Genomic DNA, 17127 nt, shown 5'->3' with positions numbered 1-17127 from the left:
AGATGGACACTTACAGGTGAACCTTCAGCAGGTCGCCGTCTCTCCGAAGCCGCTGCAGGTGTCCTGCAGATAGGGCGCCGCCTGCCACTGCGCCGCGGTCAGCCGTCGTGAGGTGTCGTGGGCGACGAACGTCCACGGCCCGTAGTACTGGTTGTCGTACCACCGGTTGTCCTGCCGGAAGGTGATCGCCTCCGAGATCACGGCGCCCCGGTACGGCGACCAGGACGGGAAGGTCCCGTAGTTCGAGAGCACCGCCATCCGCCCGCACAGGCCGAGACAGCCCTCCATCGCCGAGTCGAACTCGAAGGTGTTCTCGTGCACCGAAACGCGTTGTGTCTTCCAACGGCAGTCGCCGTACAGGGGCTCGGTCGCGATGCCCGGGTCTGAGCAAGCAGACGTCGGGGAGACCAGCGCCGTGCACGAGAGTGTGGACGTGTTGGCCGGGCTGTTGCAGAACCGGTCGGCGTTCTCCCACAGCGTGATCCCCGACCAGTTGTCGGAGAACATGTTGCCCCGGATGTCGATCCGGCTGGTCCGGGCGGGCAGCCTCGGTTCGCCACCGGACTCGCTGAGGTACACGGCGGCGACCGGGAAGTTGTCGCCCTTGGCGGCCCGTTTCCGGCCCTGCACCAGCGCGTTCCGGTTGAAGGTGTTCCCGATCAGCTCCAGGTTGTAGGAGATCTCGTAGAACAGGCCTTCGGACGCGTTGTCCTCGATCAGATTGTCCTGGATGAGGAAATCGTTGTTGTTCGTGTCGGCCCAGAGCCCGACACCGTGGTTGTGGTGGACCCAGTTGCCGGTGACGTCGGCGCCGTTCACGGCCCAGAACTTCGCCCCGCCGCTGCAACCGCAGCCCGGGATCTTCGCCTCCCAATCGTCGGTGTTGTTGCCGGTGATCTCGTTGCCTTCGATCACCAGACCGGTCAGCCCGCCGCCGAAGCGGTAGGCGTTGATGCCGTACTGCCCGTTGTTCCGCAGGCAGTTCCCGATCACCCGCTGGCCGGATCCGGTCATCATCCCGGCCCCGTCGTTGTCCTCGATGACGTTGCCTTCGATGGTCCAGCGCTCGCCGGAGTCGTGGTTGACAACGCCCTGGTCCCGTTCGGCGACGAAACCGCGGATGGTCAGCCCGCGGATCACCACGTCCTTGGCCTGCGTGGTGAAGGCCGCGCGGTTGATCCCGCGTCCGTTGAGCACGGCGCCGGGCGCGCCGAGGTAGACGTTGCCGTCCTTCGGCATCACCTGGCCGAACTGGTCGGAACTCAGCGTGTGCTCGCCCGGTGACAGCCAGAACGTGGTACCCGGCGGGCTGAACCGGGTCTTGTCGGTCAGATCGGTGCCTGGATCGACGACCTGGGCGCCTTCCGGGGCGGAAGGGACGCCGACGGTCGTGCCGCACACCCCTCGAGCCGGCTCTTCGGACGCCGCCGCTGTGTTCTCAACGACGACCTGGAGCAGTAGTACCGACAACGCGGCGCAGAACGAGCGATATGCGATCCCTGGACTCATACCCTTCTCCGAAATACCGGCTTCACCGGACGGCCACCCAGCCACGGTGCCGGATCATCCGCGTCGAGCGCTTTGCGGTACACGAGGCAGGCCTGCGAGACCACTTCGACCGTCCGGTCGATGTCTTCTTCGGACAACGCGCTGCTGACCACGAACGACGGCCCGAGGACCCCGCCCGTGACCAGTTGCCGCAGGAACAACGTTCGGTAGTCCTGCGACGGGTTCTTCTCGGCGTCGAGCGTGGCGAAGACGAGGTTGCTCGCCCTGCCGCGCACGACGACGTGTTCCCCGACCCCGGCCGAGGCCGCGACTTCGCGGACCCCGGCGGCGAGCCGGTCGCCGAGCGCGTGCAGACGCGCGGCGATGCCTTCTTCGGTGTAGGTCTCCATGACCGCGATCGCGGCGGCCAGCGAATGCGTCTCGGCGCCGTGCGTGGTCGACAGCAGGAAGACGCGGTCCTCGCCGGTGCGCAGCCCGCCGAGTTCCATCAGTTCGCGCTTGCCGGCCAGCGCCGAGACGGCGAACCCGTTGCCGAGCGCCTTGCCGAACGTCGAGAGATCCGGCGTGACCCCGTAGAGCCCTTGCGCGCCCGCCTCCGACCAGCGGAAACCGGTGATCATCTCGTCGAAGATCAGCACGCAGCCGTACCGGTCTGCGAGTTCTCGCAGGCCGACGAGGTAGCCGGCGGGCGGTTCGAGCTGGGTCGACGCCTCCAGGATCAGGCAGGCGATCCGGCCCGCGTGCTCCCGCAGCAGCCGCTCCGTCGCCGGGAGGTCGCCGTAAGGGAACGACACGGTGAGATCGGTGATCCCGGCCGGGATGCCCGCCGACATCGCGGTGGTGCCGATGAACCAGTCGTCGATGGAGAAGAACGCGTGGTCGCGGCAGATCGCCACCAGCGGCCTGCCGGTGGCCGCCCTGGCGAGTTTGACCGCGGCCGTGGTGGCGTCCGAGCCGTTCTTGGCGAATTTGACCATCTCGGCGGTCGGCACGGTTTCGAGGAACTTCGCCGCCGCCCGTTCCTCCACAATGGACGGACGGGCGAAGTTCGCGCCCCGGTCGATCGCGCGGTGGGCGGCTTCGCTCACCCGCGGGTGCACGTGCCCGAGGCTGACCGCGCGCAGCCCCGAGCCGTACTCGATGTATTCGTTCCCGTCGACGTCCCAGACATGCGCGCCGAGCCCGTGCGAGATGACCGGTGCCAGGTTCTCCGGGTACTGGTCGTCACCCTTGGCGTAGGTGTGCGCCCCGCCGGGGATCATCGCGTGGAGGCGCTCGTTGGCCCGCATGGACTTGGGCAGCTGACGGGTCATGCTCTCACCTCGTGTTCTGTAGGACCGCGGAAAGAGGAAGGGCCTGGCGGTCCCGCTCCGACATGAGCGCCACCGGAAGCGGCCACGGGATCGCCAGTTCGGGGTCGTCGTGCGCGATCGCGACGTCCTCGGCCGGGTCGTGCGCGCGGTCGATCCGGTAGGAGACGTCGGCGTACTCGGTGAGCGCCTGGAACCCGTGCGCGCACCCGGCCGGGATGTACAGCGACACCTGCGTCTCCCCGGAGAGTTCGAACGTCTCCTTGCCGAGGAACGTCGGCGAATCCGGCCTCAGGTCGACGACGACGTCGAACACGGCGCCCCACGAGCACCGGACCAGCTTCGCCTCGCCGAGCCCCGAACGGAGATGCATCCCGCGCAGCACTCCCTTGCGGGAGCGGGAAACACTGTCCTGGAGGAAACCGTTCGGGTCGATCCCGGCCGAGCGGACGACGTCGGCGTCGAAGGTGCGGCTGAAGAAGCCGCGTTCGTCGGCGTGCGGGGTCGGCTCGAACAGGTACGCGCCCGCGATGGCGGGCACCGGCATCACTTTCATCGGACTCCCATCGGCAGGAAGGCGGCCGACAGCGCGGCGAACTGCTCGTCCAGCAGTCGCGTCTGCTCCGCGCTTCGTTTCGCGACGATCTCGGTGAGTTCGCCCGCCCTTGACTCGAGTTCGGCGAACTGACGCACCAGCGCGTCGAAGTCGATCTCCTTGGCGGACTGGCAGAACTCGCCGAGTCCCAGCGTGGTCATCAGGACTTCGTTCTTGCGGGCGTACCCGATGGACAACGTCGGTTTCGCCAGTTTCAGCGCGCACAGGACGTTGTGATACCGGGTGGCGACGACGGTCTCGACCGCCGACATCGCCCGCATCACCTCGTCCAGCGTGGCCGTGTCGGCGGCCGCGATCAGCGGGGATTCCAGTTCCCGCATGATCTCGTCGACGACCTGCGCGTCGGCCCGGTCGCCGATGAACAGCCGGACCGGGCGGCCGTCGGCGACCAGCCCGGCGACGAACCGGGTCATCTTGTCCACATAGGACTCGTAGATCTCGGCGGCGCGGTGCCGGTCGTCGTTCCCGCCGTGGTACGCCATCACCCCGACCCCGACGGATCGGGGCAGCACCGGCTCGGAAAGCGCGGGCAGGGCGAAGGCGAGGTCGGGGTAGACGCGGTCGTTCGCGACGTCGACGCCCATCGCGCGCATCGCGTCTCGCGACGGCTCGTCCCGATAGGACCGGAACGTCGCGAGCCGCGCGGCCCAGCCGATCACGGACCGGGTGACCCGGTGCGTGCTCACGCTGGCGCCGACGCTCACCAAGGCCACTTTGGTGCCGACCAGACGGCCGGATACGGAAAGCAGCAGCAGCGCGTACGGGAAACCCCAGGGACGCAAGGGAAGGGTGGATTCGAGGACACCCATTCCCGGCACGATCACCACGTCCTGGCGCCGCACCCACGCCACCGTGCGGAAGATGTCGACGAGTTTCCCGAAGCCCTTCATGGCGATGGACAGCGGTCCCGATGCCGTTCGGTACTCGCCCTCGTACCAGTTCAACGCGGTCGTTTCGAGTCCGTAGCGCGACGCGACGATTTCCGGACCGCCGCACATCACGCTGAGCGCGGCGCCCGGATGCTCCGCGCGCAAATACCCGAGAACCGCCTCGAAGGAACCATCGTTGCCGAGGTTCCCCGATCCGAGGAGTCCGAACAGCCCGATTCTCACGGGCGAGGTCAAGGGACTCGTCCCTCCTGGCCGGCGACGACCGAGGCCACGGACACTTCACGCGGGCCGAGTTCGGCCTCGGCCTGGACGGGCATCCGCCCCATGGCCGGGTTCCCCGCCCGGTTCAGCATCCATTGCCGCAGGTAGCGGAAGCATTCGCGCTTCTCCGCACCGGAGATCGGCGCGTTGCGGATCGCCTTGACGTAGCCGAGGACGTATTCGCCGAGCAGCCGGACCATCGGGTGGCGCAGCTTGTCGGCGCGCTTCGGGTCGAGGTTGGTGGCGCGCCTGCGCACGGTCGGGTGCTCGTGTTCGGAGCGGCCGGGGTGGTCGCGCCGGAAGTACAGCCAGTCGGGCACCTGGTGGAACGGGCCGTGCAGGGCCAGTTCCGAGATGATCGTGCGGTCGGCGTGGTGATAGCTGTCCAGCGGCGCGACCCGGCGCAGCACCTCGGTGCGGATGACCGCGCCGTCGTCGTCCCCGCCGGGCGCGAACAGTGTGCTGCGGAAGCGTTCCGCGGCGTGCGGCGAGACCGTGTTGAGCGGGTACTCCAGCGCCTGCGTGACGACGGCCTTCTCGTCGATCATCGCCGTCCACGAGTGCGACAGGACGAACTCGGGGTGCTCGTCGAGCGCCTCGATACAGCGTTCCAGCAGGTCGCGGGCGTAGAGGTCGTCGTCGGAGGCCCATTTGAACAGTTCGCCGCGGGCGACGTCGACACAGTAGTTGTGGTTGGGTGCGCAACCGATGTTCACCGGCTGGCGCACATACCGGACACGGGAGTCCAGCTTCGCGTACTCGCGGCTGATCTCTTCGGTGCGGTCCCGGGACGCGTTGTCCGAGATGATCAGCTCGAAGTTCTCGTAGCTTTGGCCGAGGAGTGCGTCCAGCGATTCGGCGAGGTAGTCCTCGCCGTTGTAGACCGGGAGCCCGATGCTCAGCCGAGGAGCGGTGCTCATGACGTCCTCATCTCTTTCTTCTCCGAAGTCAGGAGTTCTTGGAGAGCTTCTTTGTGGGCGCTGCGGAGTTGCAGCCACCACACCGCGGACCCGCTGGTGATCGCCAACGCGACCCCCCAAGCGGATCCGGACGCCCCGGCCAAGAAGGCGCCGATGAGCCCGAAACCGACGTAGCCGGCGGAGTTGATCAGCTGGGCGCGAAGGCTCCTTTTCGCAGCGCCGAGCGCACGCAATCCGGCGGCCGCCCCGGTGTTGAATCCCGCCGCGGCGATACCGATGGTCACCGGGAGGATCAGTTCGGAGGCGGGATCCCACACGTCGCCGAGGACGAACCGGCCGGCGTCGTGGGGTACCAGAAGCAAGGCGAGACCCCAGAGCAGGGCCGCGGCCGCCTGGCCGGCGCCGAGCACGGCGCAGAAGTGGCGGAGGCGATGCGGGGCCCGTTGGAGCACCCGCGCGCCTTCCGCCACCGTGACCAGGGAAAGTCCCATCAGAAGCGCGAAGAACGGTCCGAGCAGCAGTTCGGCGCCGCGGACCGCGCCGACGCTCGTGAGCCCGGCGATCGCGCCGAGCCCGTACATCCGAAGCTGGGTGGAGCCGCTGTTGCTGACGTTTTCGATCAGGTAGCGGGTGCCCAGGTCGCGGTGGTGCTTGAGCCAGTCGAGCGTCCCGCGCGGAGCAGGGCGGACCCCGGCCTGCAGGCAGCCGTAGCCGGCGGCGACCGCCCCGGACAGGCCCCACGCCAGGATGAACGCGACGACCGTGTCGAACCACTGGTGCGCGATGAACAGCGCCGGGATCAGCGCGACACCCCAGACGACGTCGTTAACGAACGCCTTCTTCCCGTGCCCCGCCGCGAAGAAGGTGAACCGCCAGGCGTCCTGCAACAGCAACGTCGGGATGACGAAGCCGAGCGCGATGAACGCGCCGCCGACGGGGCCACCGACCACGAGACCGGCGACCACGCTGACGGCACCGGCGACGACACCCGTGGAGAGCGCCGTCCCGGTCGCCTTTGCGGTCGCGGTCCGCCAGGATTCGGTGGACACCCCGGAGAACCGCACCATGAGCGGATCCGTCGTCAGCCCGCGCGAAAGGTTGAGCACCACGCCGTAGCTGACCCAAGCGAGGCTGAACATGCCGAAGGCGAACGTGCCGAGCGAGCGCGCCACGAACAGCCCGACCACGAAGTTGGTGATACTGGAAACGGCCTGGTCGCCGAGGCCCCAGCTGAGCCGTCCGGCCATGGCCCGGACGGCTTGGGAACGCAGAAGTGATCGCATGGGGCCTCTAATCCTTGAGCAATCCGGCGTCGTGCAGCGCCCGAGCGGCGGCGACGACGGAATCGAACGGCAGCCCGGACCGCTCGGCGACGTCGAGCAGGCTGTGCTCGCCGTCCGAGAGGTTGAGCACCCAGAGCATGGCCATCTGGGCTTGTTTGGCGTCGCTTCGCCCGCCGAGCGAGTCGTACAGCCCGCGCTTGCCGAGTTGCGGCTCGCCGTAGGGGCTGAGGTTGACGTAGCTGCGGTTGCGGTCGAGGACGGCGAAGGTGTCCTTCAAGGTCTGAAGGGTTTCCTCCATGGCCTCCGTGGACACGAAATCGAGGTTGTCGGCCGAGGTGTGGTACTCGGGATAACCCGCGTACGGCGTCCTCGTCAGCGAGCCGACGCCGAGGTTGAAGCCGGGGGAGCAGAACTGGCGCTCGTCGTAGCCGTACGGCGAGAAGTCGACGATCTTGTGCGCGCGGTCGGCGAGGACGTACGCGAGCACGCGGTCGATTTCGGCGTCGCCCCGGCGGCTTCGCTTGTAGGTCAGCGATCCCGGATCACCGGCACACGCCAGCACGAGCCCCGCCTTGATCCGGCCGACGCGGTCGTTGTTGCGCGCGAGCCAGGTGATGGCGCCGATCGTGCCGGGCATGAACAGGAACCGGTACGTGTAGTGGGGCTTGACCAACGTCCGCGCGAACGCCGCGGCGATCGCGATCCCGGCGACGTTGTCGTTCGCCAGCGATGGATGGCAGGTGTGGCAGGAGATGATCACCTCGTCGGTGACCTCGCCCGGCACGACGTGTTCGGCGTAGGTGAGGCTCCCGTCGGCCAGCGTGGAGTCGATGCGGACCTCGTACTCGCCGTCCGGCATCGCGTCGAGCGTCTCCTGTGCCAGGCAGAAACCCCAGGTCGGCGCGTAGTAGCTGGTCCGGTACGGCACCCAGGACGGCTGGTCGGGCAGGGCGTGCAGGTGTTCGCGCAGCTCGCTGAGCGGCATCTTCCGCGACACCGGGACGCTGTAGCCGACGACGTGCAGGTTCGACTCCTGGAAGTCGACCACACGGCGGCCGGCGGCGTCCTTGATGTACGCGTCGCGGATGTTCCATTCCTGCGGCACCGTCCAGTCCAGTACCCGGGTGCCGGTGGGGACTTCGTGGATCTCCAGCGGGACGTGCTCGCCGACGATCTCCAGCGTGCGGCGGACGCCGTCGCCGGTGATGCTGCGGCACAGCGGATACAGGCGCTCGACCAGCCCTCGCAGGTCGGCGCCCGTCTCCAGGTCCCTGTTCGACATCAGCGACGCCGCAAGGTGTCGTCGAGTTCTCCGGCGGCGGTGCGGTCTTGAAGCCGCGCGAGCCGGGTGAACAGGCGCTGGAAGCCGTGTTCGGTGAGGCCGTGGGTCTTGTAGGCCTCGATCAGTTCGAGCGCGCCGTCCTTGACCGACCAGTCGCAGTCGAAGCCCGGGATCGCCGCGCGGAACCGGGAGAAGTCGACCCGGTACGACCGCGGGTCCGCGCCCGCCTCGCCGGTGATCCGCAGCGTCGAGCCGGGAACGGCCTCGACGACCTCTTCGGCGATCTCGGCGACGGTCACGTTGTTGCGTTCGGTGCCGATGTTGAACGCCTTGCCGTGCACGGCCTCCTTCGGCGCCACCAGCGCCGCGGCGAACGCGCGCGCGATGTCCTTGGCGTGCACCAGCGGCCGCCACGGCGTGCCGTCGGAGAGCACCAGCACCTCGCCGGAGAGATGCGCATGCGCGGTCAGGTTGTTGAGCACGATGTCGCCACGCAGCCGGGGCGAGAAGCCGAAAGCGGTGGCGTTGCGCATGTACACCGGGCTGAAGTCGTCGTCGGCGAGCTCCTGGACGTCGTCCTCCACCCGCACCTTCGACTCGGCGTACGGCGTCACCGGGCGCAGCGGCGCGTCCTCGTCGACCAGGCCGTCGCCGCCCGAAGCGCCGTAGACGGAGCACGTCGAGGCGTACAGGTACCGCTTGACCCCGGCGTCCTTCGCCAGCTTCGCGAGCTTGACCGAAGCGTGGTGGTTGATGTCGTAGGTCAGCTCCGGCGCCAGCGAACCGAGCGGATCGTTGGACAGCGCGCCCAGGTGGATCACCGCGTCCACACCGGCCACGTGCTCGGCCGTGACGTCACGAAGGTCGACCTCGAAACCTTCGGGGTCTTCGGGCTTCGGGCCCAGGACGCAGGTGTCGTAGAGACCGGAGTCGAGGCCGATCACCTCGTGGCCTTCGGCGGCCAGCACCGGGGCCATCACCGTGCCCAGGTAACCCTTGTGCCCGGTCAGCAGCACACGCATGGCTTTCAGCCTTTCGGAGTGAGGTCGAGCGTCAGTTTCTTGAGGTCGAAGGCCTCGGCATAGCGCTGCCCGCATTCGATGCCGCGAATGCGGGCGAGGCCGAGGAAGGCTTCCCGGTCGTACCAGGGCCGGTGCCGCTGGGAGGCGTAATGCTCCTGAAGCAGCCGGACCTTTTCCTCGGCGAGCTCGGGGGAAAGCGGGACGTACGCGGTGGGTTTGCCGAGGTCGCCGTCCCATTTCACGATCTCGTACTCCAGCTGGAGATGGGTGCGGAACACCGTCGGCACCAGCTTCGCCAGGCCGCGGTGGTCCTGATGCGCGTCCGCCGTGCGCGGGGAGAGGACGAGGTCCGGGTCGGTGCGGCGGCGCAGCTCCTCCAGCCCGTTCTTGGCCTCTTCCCAATGGGCGGGGAGCCGGCCGTCGGGCAGCTTCAGCACGGTGACCTCGACGTCGGCGCCCGGGCAGAAGGCCGCGAGCGCGGCGCGTTCCTCGGTCTCCCGTTCGGTGCCGCCGCCGGAAAGGACGAGGGCGTCCACCCGGACACCCGGGTTGGCGGCGCAGATCGTCAGCAGCGTGCCGCCCGCGCCGATGGCGATGTCGTCACAGTGCGCGCCGAGCGCGACGATCCGCTGGACGCCGCCGGTGCCGAGCTCGATCACGCCGTGCTCGCCGCTTCGCGTTCCCAGCGTGCCCACGGACGGTCTCCGTGCGCGTACGCGTCGTCCAGCTGGACGCGTTCCTTGACGGTGTCGGTCGGCTTCCAGAACCCGCGGTACGGGTACGCGAGCAGCTTGCCCCGTTTGGCGAGCTCGCCGCAGCCGTCGGCCACCAGGTCGCCGCCCTCGGGGATGTGGTCGAAGATCTCCTGGCGCAGCACGAAGTACCCGCCGTTCTCCCACAGCGGCATCTCGCTGACCGGGGTCAGCGCGCCGATGCGGCCGTCCTCGCCCATTTCGACGCAGTGGAACGACGACTGCGGCGGCACGACCATCATCGAGGCGCCGGCGTCGGATTCCGTGAACCGCTCGATCATTTCCGGCAAGGGCGCGTCGGTGAGGACGTCGGCGTAGTTGGCGAGGAACATCTCGTCGCCCTCGAGGTACGGGCGCACCCGGCGCAGCCGCTCGCCGATGGCCGATTCGAGACCGGTCTGCACGAAGGTGATCGACCAGTCCGCGATGTCGGTCGACAGCAGCTCCGCCTTGCCGTTCCGCAGGACGAAATCGTTGGAGGTGGTCTCCTGGTAGTTGAGGAAGAACTCCTTGATGTGGTGCGCGCCGTAGCCGAGACAGAGGATGAACTCGGTGTGCCCGAAATGCGCGTAGTACCGCATCACGTGCCAGATCAGGGGTCTGGGGCCGACCATGGCCATCGGCTTGGGCACGTCGGACGCGTCACCGTTGCGCATCCGCATGCCGTAGCCGCCGCAGAAGAGGACTACCTTCACGACTTCACCTCGACGATTTCCAGGTGCGGGATGGGGAAGACCAGTTTCCCGCCCCATTCGTCCACAAAGGACAATTGGGCGGTCAGTTCCTTCCGGAGGTTCCACGGAAGGACGAGCACGTAATCGGGCCGGTCCGCTTCGATGCGCTCCGGCGGCAGGATCGGGATCCGGGTGCCGGGGGTGAACCGGCCGTGCTTGTACGGGTTGCGGTCGACGGTGTACCGCAGCACGTCCGGGCGGATGCCGCAGTGGTTCAGCAGCGTGTTGCCCTTGCCCGGGGCGCCGTAACCGACGACGGTCTTGCCTTCGAGCGCCGCGTCGGTGAGGAACTTGTTCAGCTCGAGCCGGACCTTGGTGACCCGCTCGGAGAATTCGGTGTAGCCGGACATTTCGTGCAGCCCGGCCGCCTTTTCGGCGTCCAAGACCTGCATCATCCGCTCGCTCGGCTCGCCGGCGACGGCGTCCGGGCGCGCCCACAGCCGGATCGAACCGCCGTGGGTGGGCAGGAGCTCGACGTCCACAACGGACAATCCGCCGCGCGCGAGGGCCCGGCGCGCGGATTCCACCGTGTAGTACTGGAAGTGCTCGTGGTAGATCGTGTCGTACTGGTTCTCCTGGATCAGCGTCAGCAGATGCTGGACCTCGATGCTGACCCAGCCGTCGTCGGCGACCAGGGCGCGGAGCCCGTGCGTGAAACCGATGATGTCCGGAATGTGCGCGTAAACGTTGTTCGCCACGACGAGGTCGGCGGGACCGTGCTCGTCGCGGACCTCACGTCCGCTTTCGGGACCGAGGAAGGCGGTCTTCGTCGGCACCCCGGCGTCACGCGCGGCTTGGCCCACGTTCACCGAAGGTTCCACGCCGAGACAACGGATCCGCTGTGCCACAACGTGTTTGAGGAGATAACCGTCGTTGCTGGCGACCTCGACGACGAACGAGGACTCGTCGAGCCCCAGCCGCTCGACGGCGCCGTCGACGAACGTCTTGGCGTGTTCGACCCAGGAGGCGGAATACGACGAGAAGTACGCGTATTCGGTGAAAGTCTCTTCCGGGGTGATCAGCGGGGGGATCTGGGCGAGCCAGCATTCGGTGCAGACCCGCAGGTGCAGGGGGTACGTCGGCTCCGGTTCCTGCAGCTGTTCCGCGGTCAGGAATCGTTCGCACGGCGGCGTCGCCCCGAGGTCGACGACACTGGCGAGATGGGCCGAGCCGCAGAGTCGGCAGGTGGTCATCGAGAGGCTCCTTGGCTCGCGTCACGTATCCCAGACGTCGGCACCTCGGGTCGCCTCGTTACATGCCTTCCAGGGGTCTCACGCTTCCGTCTCATAACCGAAACCTGGCGTCTCGGCCATCGGCGCAGACGTCTCCGCCATCCGGGCGCGGGCAACCCCGCCGGATCGCGTTCCGCGGGCTAATCGCGACTCGCCCGCCCCCACCGGATCGCGTTTAGCCCGCTAAACGCGACTCGCCAGGCCACAGACGTCGCGAAAGCCACTTTCGCGACGTCTGATGTCCCGAAAGTGGCTTTCGCGACACTCGGTCGCCACGCGCCCCCGGCCCGGATCGCGTTTAGCCCGCTAAACGCGATCCGGCGAGGTCGCCCAGGCCCAGACGCGCGTGAAGGCCCCTTCCCTCGACTCAGCCGAGGGAAGGGGGCCTTCACGCGCTTCACGGAACCCACCTCACCGGCCACTTCGCGTTTAGCGGGCTAAACGCGATCCGTCCGTCACGCCGTCAGGAAACCACCAGCGCGTAGTCCGCATCGGTCGCCGACGTCTCCGGGTGACCGTCGGCGTTCACCTGGGTCGCCACGACCTCCACCGTCCACGTACCGGCGGCCGGCTTCTCGAGGATGACGTTCTCCACCGTGTCGACGGTGTTCGGCGACCCGCCCGCGGTCGAGAAGTTGCCCGCCTTCAGCCCGTTGTTGCCGTAGTAGACGGTCCCGTTCGGCGCGGTGACCTTCAGCGTCAGGTCGTTGACCCTGGCGACCGACGCGCTCGGCGAGCCCGCCGGGTCGGTGTAGGCCAGCGTAGCCTTGAACTGCTTGGTCCCGTTCACCGCGACCGTGTACTTCTTCGACTGCCCGGTGCCCAGCAGGTCGGTCTCGTTCACCAGCACCGGAAGCTTCCACCCGTTCGCCTTGGCCTGTTCGTGCAGGTACCGCACGTTCGCGGTGCCCCAGCCCTGATGCGTCCGGGTCATGTCGTGCGAGGTGCCGCTGAACGCGAACTGGTCGGCCCCGTTGATCAGCAGTGCCTTCGCGGTCGCGGCGTGCGGGCGGCTCGCGAAGACGTCGCGCCCCTTGCCGGGGCCGCCGTCGAACACGCCGTCGGCCCACATCTGGAACAGCAGCCCGGCGTTTCCGCAGGTGATCGGGGTCGCGCCGCTCGTGCCGCCGAACGACGTCGTGTACGACGTGTCACTGCCGGACGACGTGGTGTCGATCCGGTCGTAGTAGTTCGACAGCTCCGGTTTGATCCGGCCGTCGGCGGCCGGGCCGATGCTGGCGCCGCCGTTCCACTTGTCGTCGGTGCGGCCCAGCGTGTTGTAGTGGTACTGCCCGCCCACCGAAAGCACGTTCTTCGACCAGGCCTGCGGCCGCGACTGCTGGGTGCCCGCGTTGCTCTGCGACTGGCAGATCAGCAGGTCGTGATCGAAGACGATCTTGTCGAGCTCGGCGGAGACCGAGTTGTACGCCGTGGTCAGCCCGCCACCCCAGCTGTTGCTCTGGAACACCGCGCGGTACTTGCCCGCCGGGTCGACCAATTCCTTGGTGTGGGCATAGCGGTCCGGCTTGTTGTAGGTGGCGAAGATGCCCTGCGCCTCGGGCAGCAGCCCCCGCTGCGGCGCGCTCACCCCCGACGCGAAGATCTGGCCGTACGTGGACGTCCCGTGGCTGGTGCTGGTGGAGTTCGACCCGTGCATCACCGTCGGCCGCGCCTTGAACTCCTGGTGCGTGACGCGCAGCCCGCCGTCCATCACCTCGCCGCGCACGCCCTGTCCGCGGTACCCGCCGACACTTTCGATGTAGTTCGCGCCGCTGCTTTCCCTGGCGTTGGCCATGTCGGTCTCGGGCGCGGTGATCGCGCCGACCGCGAGCACCTCGGCCCCCTGCGCCACAGTGGCGGCCTGGCCGGGGCCGAGCTTCGCCACGATGTGCTGCCCGCTCTGCGAGATCGCCTCGATGTTGCCGCCGAGCCGCAGGATCCGCTCGGCCACCGCGCGCTGATCCCGCGCGTCCGCTTCGACCAGCGTCACCAGGTAGCCGCTCGTCGCGGCCAGTGAGATCTCCACCTTGTCGTCCGCCCGGTATTCGCCGAGCCAGCGGACGAAATTCAATTTCGCGACCGATTCACGGTTCTCCTGCTTCAGCCGCACCACATAGGCGAAATCGGGAATATAGGTCCCGATCCGCACGCCGAGCGAACGCAATCGCCCACGCTGTTCGTCGGTCAGCGCGCCCCGGACCTGGAGCAGGTAGGCACCCTTCCAGTCCTGGCTCGCGGCCGTGCGCTGGCTGAGCGGATCGAAGGTCCTGCTGGCCAGGCGGATGAATTGGGGATCTTCGGCGGCCGGGGCGGCGACGGCCACCCCGCTCGTCAGTAGCATCGCGCCGACCAAGGGCGCGAGAAAGCGGACAGACTTCGACCGTGGCATGAAATACCTCCGGGAGCTCTGCAGGGGAGAGGTCTTCCGAAGGTACCGGCCGAAAAGTGCGATGATCAGCCGCTGAACGGCCCAGCCGTTTTCCGGCGATGCGGGAAATGGAGCATAAACGGTTAAAAACTGATTCAGGAGCTCTCGTCGATCGCCCCGCTGAACCGTGTCAACCGTTCGCGTTCCTCGTCGCCGAGTCTTCGCGTGCTGCCTTCGGGCAGGACACACGCGACCCAGATGGTGCGGCAACGCGCGTAGACGGCCCGTTCGTCGCGCAGCCTGCTGTTCACCACGACGTCGCAGGTCCCGATCCGGCCGACCACGGTCTCCACCTCGACCGGGCTGTCGCGGAAGGTCAGCCTGCGCAGGTAGCTGACGTTGTGCTTCGCGATGAGATACGCCGGTCCCTTGGCCTGGAAGAGGTGCTCCCGCCGCGGGTCGAGCATCGCGACCTGTGCTTCCTGGAAGTAGTCGAGCAACCGCACATTCCCGACGTGACCGAGATGGTCCAGGTCGGCGACACGCAGGCGATGGCGGTGAAGGTGGATCTCGGGAGCGGGACGCGCACTGGTCGTCCCCAGCGGATGTGCGTGCACGAAGTGGATCTTGAACGATCGCGTGGTGTTCCGGCCGCGCGGCGCAACGGACACCGGCGCGGTTCACTCCATCAGGGCTTCGGAGAGTTCGCGGATCGCTTCGGTCTCGGCGGTGTGGATGTCCCGGAGCAGGGTGCCCATCGTGCCGAAAAGCTCACGGGCTTCGACGTCGGTGAACGGCGTTTCGTCGTTGTAATGCGCGCGCAGTTTCCACATCTCCTCACCGGCGGCAGCGGCGGCCTCCTGCCCCGCGTCACCCTCGCGGACACCCGCGGAAACCGCGCTGATGAGCCCGCGCATCCAGGCGAATTCGGCGTTGGACGCGGGAACGGCCACCTCGGCCAGCTCCGCCCAGCGCTCGGCGATCCCGCGCCAGGTCGACGCCTGTTCGGACAGCGCCGGCAGTTCGAGCAGGGCGGCCGCCTCGGTGAGCGCGTCGGCGAACAGCCCGCGCAGATGCCCGCCCTCCATCCCGGCCGGGGTGACGCTCTCCCACACGTTGAACAGCGCCCCGACGAGCCCGCGCCGCTCACCGAACGCGCGCGGCCAGCCCTTCGGGTCACGTTCGTCGGTCATCGCCTTCGCCCACCGCCCCCAGGCGGGCAGCGAGAACGACTTCGACGGCTCCGAAAGGTTCCGCGCGCAGTCCGTCAGCCCGCCGCGCACGGCCGCCCGCCAGTCGGGGACCTCGCCGGGCTCGATCGTCGCGAGCAGGTTCTTGTACGAGCCGACCCGGCCCCGCGCGGTGTCGAACGTCTTCCGGTCGACCGTCAGCCGGGCGAGGTTCCGGTCGTCGGCCAGCACCCGGCCGTCCTCTTCGCCGTACGCGACGACGAAATGGCCGCCACCGCCGGACATCTCCGGTGGCAGCCGCCAGTAGCCGAGCGACTCGCGGTCGGGGAGGACGATCGACGGCCGTCCGGCTTCGAGATTCGCGGAGAGCCGTTTCGCGGCGGCACGTTTGCCGCCGGTGGTGTGGATGTCGACGGCGAGCCCGAGGCGGTCCACTGTGGACTTGAGCCATTCTTGCGGATACTGCCAGCGCGCGCGGAAGCCGAACACGATCGTCGACATCGTCTCGTGGGCGAAGTCCCACAGGATGTAGCCCGCCCCGATCCCGCCGGACGCGGCGAAGACCAGCGCCTCGCTGGGCGCCTGGCCGTCCGGCCCTTCGACCCCGTGATGGGTCAGGACGGCGGTGACCGCCGAGACGTCGGGTTGCAGCCCGCCACGCAATGCGTACTCGCTCACCCCGCCATCATGCCCGGTTCGGCGTCAGAAGTCCCTGATCAGGGAAACCCTGCCGCGTAAGGGATCCGTCACGTACACCGTCCTGGTGCGCTGGTCGATCGCGACGGCGCCGGGGTTCACGCCGAGTGACAGGTCACCGGTGAGCAGGCTCGTCCTGCCGTCGATCCTGGCGATGCCGTTGGGGCCGCCGTTGGCGTAAACGGTGTTCGATCCTTCGTGGACCGCGAGCGCCGAAGACTCCGAGCGCAGCAGCACCGTCGCCTTTTCCTTGCGTTCGCCAGTGTCCACGATGGACAGGTGATGGATGGCCGAATTCGCGACGAACACCGTGCCGGACGCGCTGTGCACGGCGACGCCGGTGGGTGACTTGCCGACCGGTATCCCGCCGGTGAACCGGCCGGCGCCGATGTCGAAGACCTCCAGTGAGTCGGTGGCCGTGCTGGTGCAGTACGCGAGCTTGCGTCCGCTGTCGACCGCCGTCGACGACAACCCCCGCGTCGGGCCCGGGACCAGGTCCAGCAGGCGGCAGCCCACCCCGTCGATGACGGCGAGTGTCCCGGTGAGGTCGCTGACCGCATAGATGCGGTTCGCCTGCTCGTCGACGTCGACACTGGACGCGCCGGGCCCGGCGGGCACCACGCTGACGACGTCGTTGGTCCGCCCGTCCAGGACCAGGACGGTCCCGGCGGGCGGATTCGCCACGAAGACCCGGTTGGTCACCGTGTCCACGGCCAGCCCGGCGGGCTCGCCGCCGACCGGGATCACGTCACCGACCGTGCCGGACCGCGAGTCGAGGACGACGATCGTGCCGGTGGACGGGTCCGAGAGGTAGGCGAAACCGGTGACGGAATTCACCGCGACCGCCTCCGGGGCGCCCCCGACCTCGACGAGAAGGACTTTCTCGGCTCTCGCGGCCGGCGCGAAGGCGACCGCGGAGGCGCCGGCCGCGGCCAGCGTGAGCAGGGCTCGGCGGCTCAGTTCGGGTCCTCGCACAGGCGCCTCCCGATGATCGTTCCGGCCTTCGACGATAACCCGCGATCCGAGCACGCGAAGGAACTTCGCGTCCCCCGATCGCGTTGT

15 protein-coding genes are annotated in these 17127 nt (G+C 68.3%); all 15 read right to left on the bottom strand.

All coding sequences use genetic code 11. The annotated features are described in order from the left end of the window. Nucleotides 1-24: 24 nt before the first annotated feature. The 15 genes from AVR91_RS24895 to AVR91_RS24825 all read right to left on the bottom strand — a co-directional run bounded on the left by AVR91_RS24895 (nucleotide 25) and on the right by AVR91_RS24825 (nucleotide 17040). A complete protein-coding gene (locus AVR91_RS24895) occupies nucleotides 25-1509 on the bottom strand; it encodes a right-handed parallel beta-helix repeat-containing protein (RefSeq protein WP_083737723.1) in 1485 nt (494 codons plus the stop codon). Beyond that, the gene (locus AVR91_RS24890) at nucleotides 1506-2822 is read right to left on the bottom strand and encodes a glutamate-1-semialdehyde 2,1-aminomutase (RefSeq protein WP_063276964.1); all 1317 of its coding nucleotides are present in this window, start codon (nucleotides 2820-2822) and stop codon (nucleotides 1506-1508) included. Before AVR91_RS24890 ends, AVR91_RS24895 begins: the two co-directional genes overlap by 4 nt. Before the next feature lie 4 nt (nucleotides 2823-2826). After that, nucleotides 2827-3375: a dTDP-4-dehydrorhamnose 3,5-epimerase family protein gene (locus AVR91_RS24885; protein ID WP_063276963.1), complete on the bottom strand. Its 549-nt coding sequence runs from the start codon at nucleotides 3373-3375 to the stop codon at nucleotides 2827-2829. Continuing rightward, nucleotides 3372-4559 (bottom strand): polysaccharide pyruvyl transferase family protein, encoded by a 1188-nt coding sequence (locus AVR91_RS24880; protein ID WP_063276962.1) that lies wholly within the window; start codon nucleotides 4557-4559, stop codon nucleotides 3372-3374. The genes AVR91_RS24885 and AVR91_RS24880 overlap by 4 nt, the downstream gene beginning before the upstream one ends. Then, complete coding sequence (locus tag AVR91_RS24875; protein ID WP_063276961.1) at nucleotides 4556-5506, bottom strand: glycosyltransferase family 2 protein; 951 nt, start codon at nucleotides 5504-5506, stop codon at nucleotides 4556-4558. The genes AVR91_RS24880 and AVR91_RS24875 overlap by 4 nt, the downstream gene beginning before the upstream one ends. Further along, nucleotides 5503-6789, bottom strand: coding sequence for an MATE family efflux transporter (locus AVR91_RS24870; protein ID WP_063276960.1), 1287 nt, complete (start codon nucleotides 6787-6789; stop codon nucleotides 5503-5505). Before AVR91_RS24870 ends, AVR91_RS24875 begins: the two co-directional genes overlap by 4 nt. A 7-nt stretch (nucleotides 6790-6796) precedes the next feature. Further along, complete coding sequence (locus AVR91_RS24865; protein ID WP_063276959.1) at nucleotides 6797-8071, bottom strand: DUF4910 domain-containing protein; 1275 nt, start codon at nucleotides 8069-8071, stop codon at nucleotides 6797-6799. After that, entirely contained in the window at nucleotides 8071-9093 is a 1023-nt protein-coding gene (locus AVR91_RS24860; RefSeq protein ID WP_016331014.1) for an NAD-dependent epimerase/dehydratase family protein, read from the bottom strand. The genes AVR91_RS24865 and AVR91_RS24860 overlap by 1 nt, the downstream gene beginning before the upstream one ends. Before the next feature lie 5 nt (nucleotides 9094-9098). Further along, nucleotides 9099-9752, bottom strand: coding sequence for a PIG-L deacetylase family protein (locus AVR91_RS24855; RefSeq protein WP_063276986.1), 654 nt, complete (start codon nucleotides 9750-9752; stop codon nucleotides 9099-9101). Then, nucleotides 9749-10540 carry a sugar phosphate nucleotidyltransferase gene (locus tag AVR91_RS24850; protein ID WP_016331016.1) on the bottom strand — a complete coding sequence of 264 codons (792 nt, stop codon included), beginning with the start codon at nucleotides 10538-10540 and terminating at the stop codon, nucleotides 9749-9751. The genes AVR91_RS24855 and AVR91_RS24850 overlap by 4 nt, the downstream gene beginning before the upstream one ends. Beyond that, nucleotides 10537-11772, bottom strand: a complete 1236-nt coding sequence (locus AVR91_RS24845; RefSeq protein WP_063276958.1) for a class I SAM-dependent methyltransferase — start codon at nucleotides 11770-11772, stop codon at nucleotides 10537-10539. Before AVR91_RS24845 ends, AVR91_RS24850 begins: the two co-directional genes overlap by 4 nt. A gap of 502 nt (nucleotides 11773-12274) precedes the next feature. Further along, nucleotides 12275-14200: a S8 family serine peptidase gene (locus AVR91_RS24840; protein WP_063276957.1), complete on the bottom strand. Its 1926-nt coding sequence runs from the start codon at nucleotides 14198-14200 to the stop codon at nucleotides 12275-12277. Nucleotides 14201-14334: 134 nt separating this feature from the next. Continuing rightward, nucleotides 14335-14850: an acyl-CoA thioesterase gene (locus AVR91_RS24835; protein WP_063276956.1), complete on the bottom strand. Its 516-nt coding sequence runs from the start codon at nucleotides 14848-14850 to the stop codon at nucleotides 14335-14337. Nucleotides 14851-14859: 9 nt separating this feature from the next. Then, on the bottom strand, nucleotides 14860-16047 hold the full coding sequence (locus tag AVR91_RS24830; RefSeq protein ID WP_063276955.1) for a BtrH N-terminal domain-containing protein: 1188 nt from the start codon (nucleotides 16045-16047) through the stop codon (nucleotides 14860-14862). A gap of 24 nt (nucleotides 16048-16071) precedes the next feature. Continuing rightward, nucleotides 16072-17040 (bottom strand): YncE family protein, encoded by a 969-nt coding sequence (locus tag AVR91_RS24825; RefSeq protein WP_063276985.1) that lies wholly within the window; start codon nucleotides 17038-17040, stop codon nucleotides 16072-16074. Nucleotides 17041-17127 lie beyond the last annotated feature (87 nt).

The organism is Amycolatopsis keratiniphila subsp. keratiniphila (assembly GCF_001620365.2).
Taxonomy (GTDB): Bacteria; Actinomycetota; Actinomycetes; order Mycobacteriales; family Pseudonocardiaceae; genus Amycolatopsis; species Amycolatopsis keratiniphila.
Note: the sequence above shows the minus strand (reverse complement) of the source record. Positions and strands in the feature narration are given on the sequence as shown.

What these genes read in the sequence shown, in the direction of transcription:
- AVR91_RS24840 (WP_063276957.1), bottom strand. Translation starts at nt 14,200, where the DNA reads ATGCCACGGTCGAAGTCTGTCCGCTTTCTCGCGCCCTTGGTCGGCGCG.
- AVR91_RS24890 (WP_063276964.1), bottom strand. Translation starts at nt 2,822, where the DNA reads ATGACCCGTCAGCTGCCCAAGTCCATGCGGGCCAACGAGCGCCTCCAC.
- AVR91_RS24870 (WP_063276960.1), bottom strand. Translation starts at nt 6,789, where the DNA reads ATGCGATCACTTCTGCGTTCCCAAGCCGTCCGGGCCATGGCCGGACGG.
- AVR91_RS24895 (WP_083737723.1), bottom strand. Translation starts at nt 1,509, where the DNA reads ATGAGTCCAGGGATCGCATATCGCTCGTTCTGCGCCGCGTTGTCGGTA.
- AVR91_RS24860 (WP_016331014.1), bottom strand. Translation starts at nt 9,093, where the DNA reads ATGCGTGTGCTGCTGACCGGGCACAAGGGTTACCTGGGCACGGTGATG.
- AVR91_RS24885 (WP_063276963.1), bottom strand. Translation starts at nt 3,375, where the DNA reads ATGAAAGTGATGCCGGTGCCCGCCATCGCGGGCGCGTACCTGTTCGAG.
- AVR91_RS24845 (WP_063276958.1), bottom strand. Translation starts at nt 11,772, where the DNA reads ATGACCACCTGCCGACTCTGCGGCTCGGCCCATCTCGCCAGTGTCGTC.
- AVR91_RS24865 (WP_063276959.1), bottom strand. Translation starts at nt 8,071, where the DNA reads ATGTCGAACAGGGACCTGGAGACGGGCGCCGACCTGCGAGGGCTGGTC.
- AVR91_RS24875 (WP_063276961.1), bottom strand. Translation starts at nt 5,506, where the DNA reads ATGAGCACCGCTCCTCGGCTGAGCATCGGGCTCCCGGTCTACAACGGC.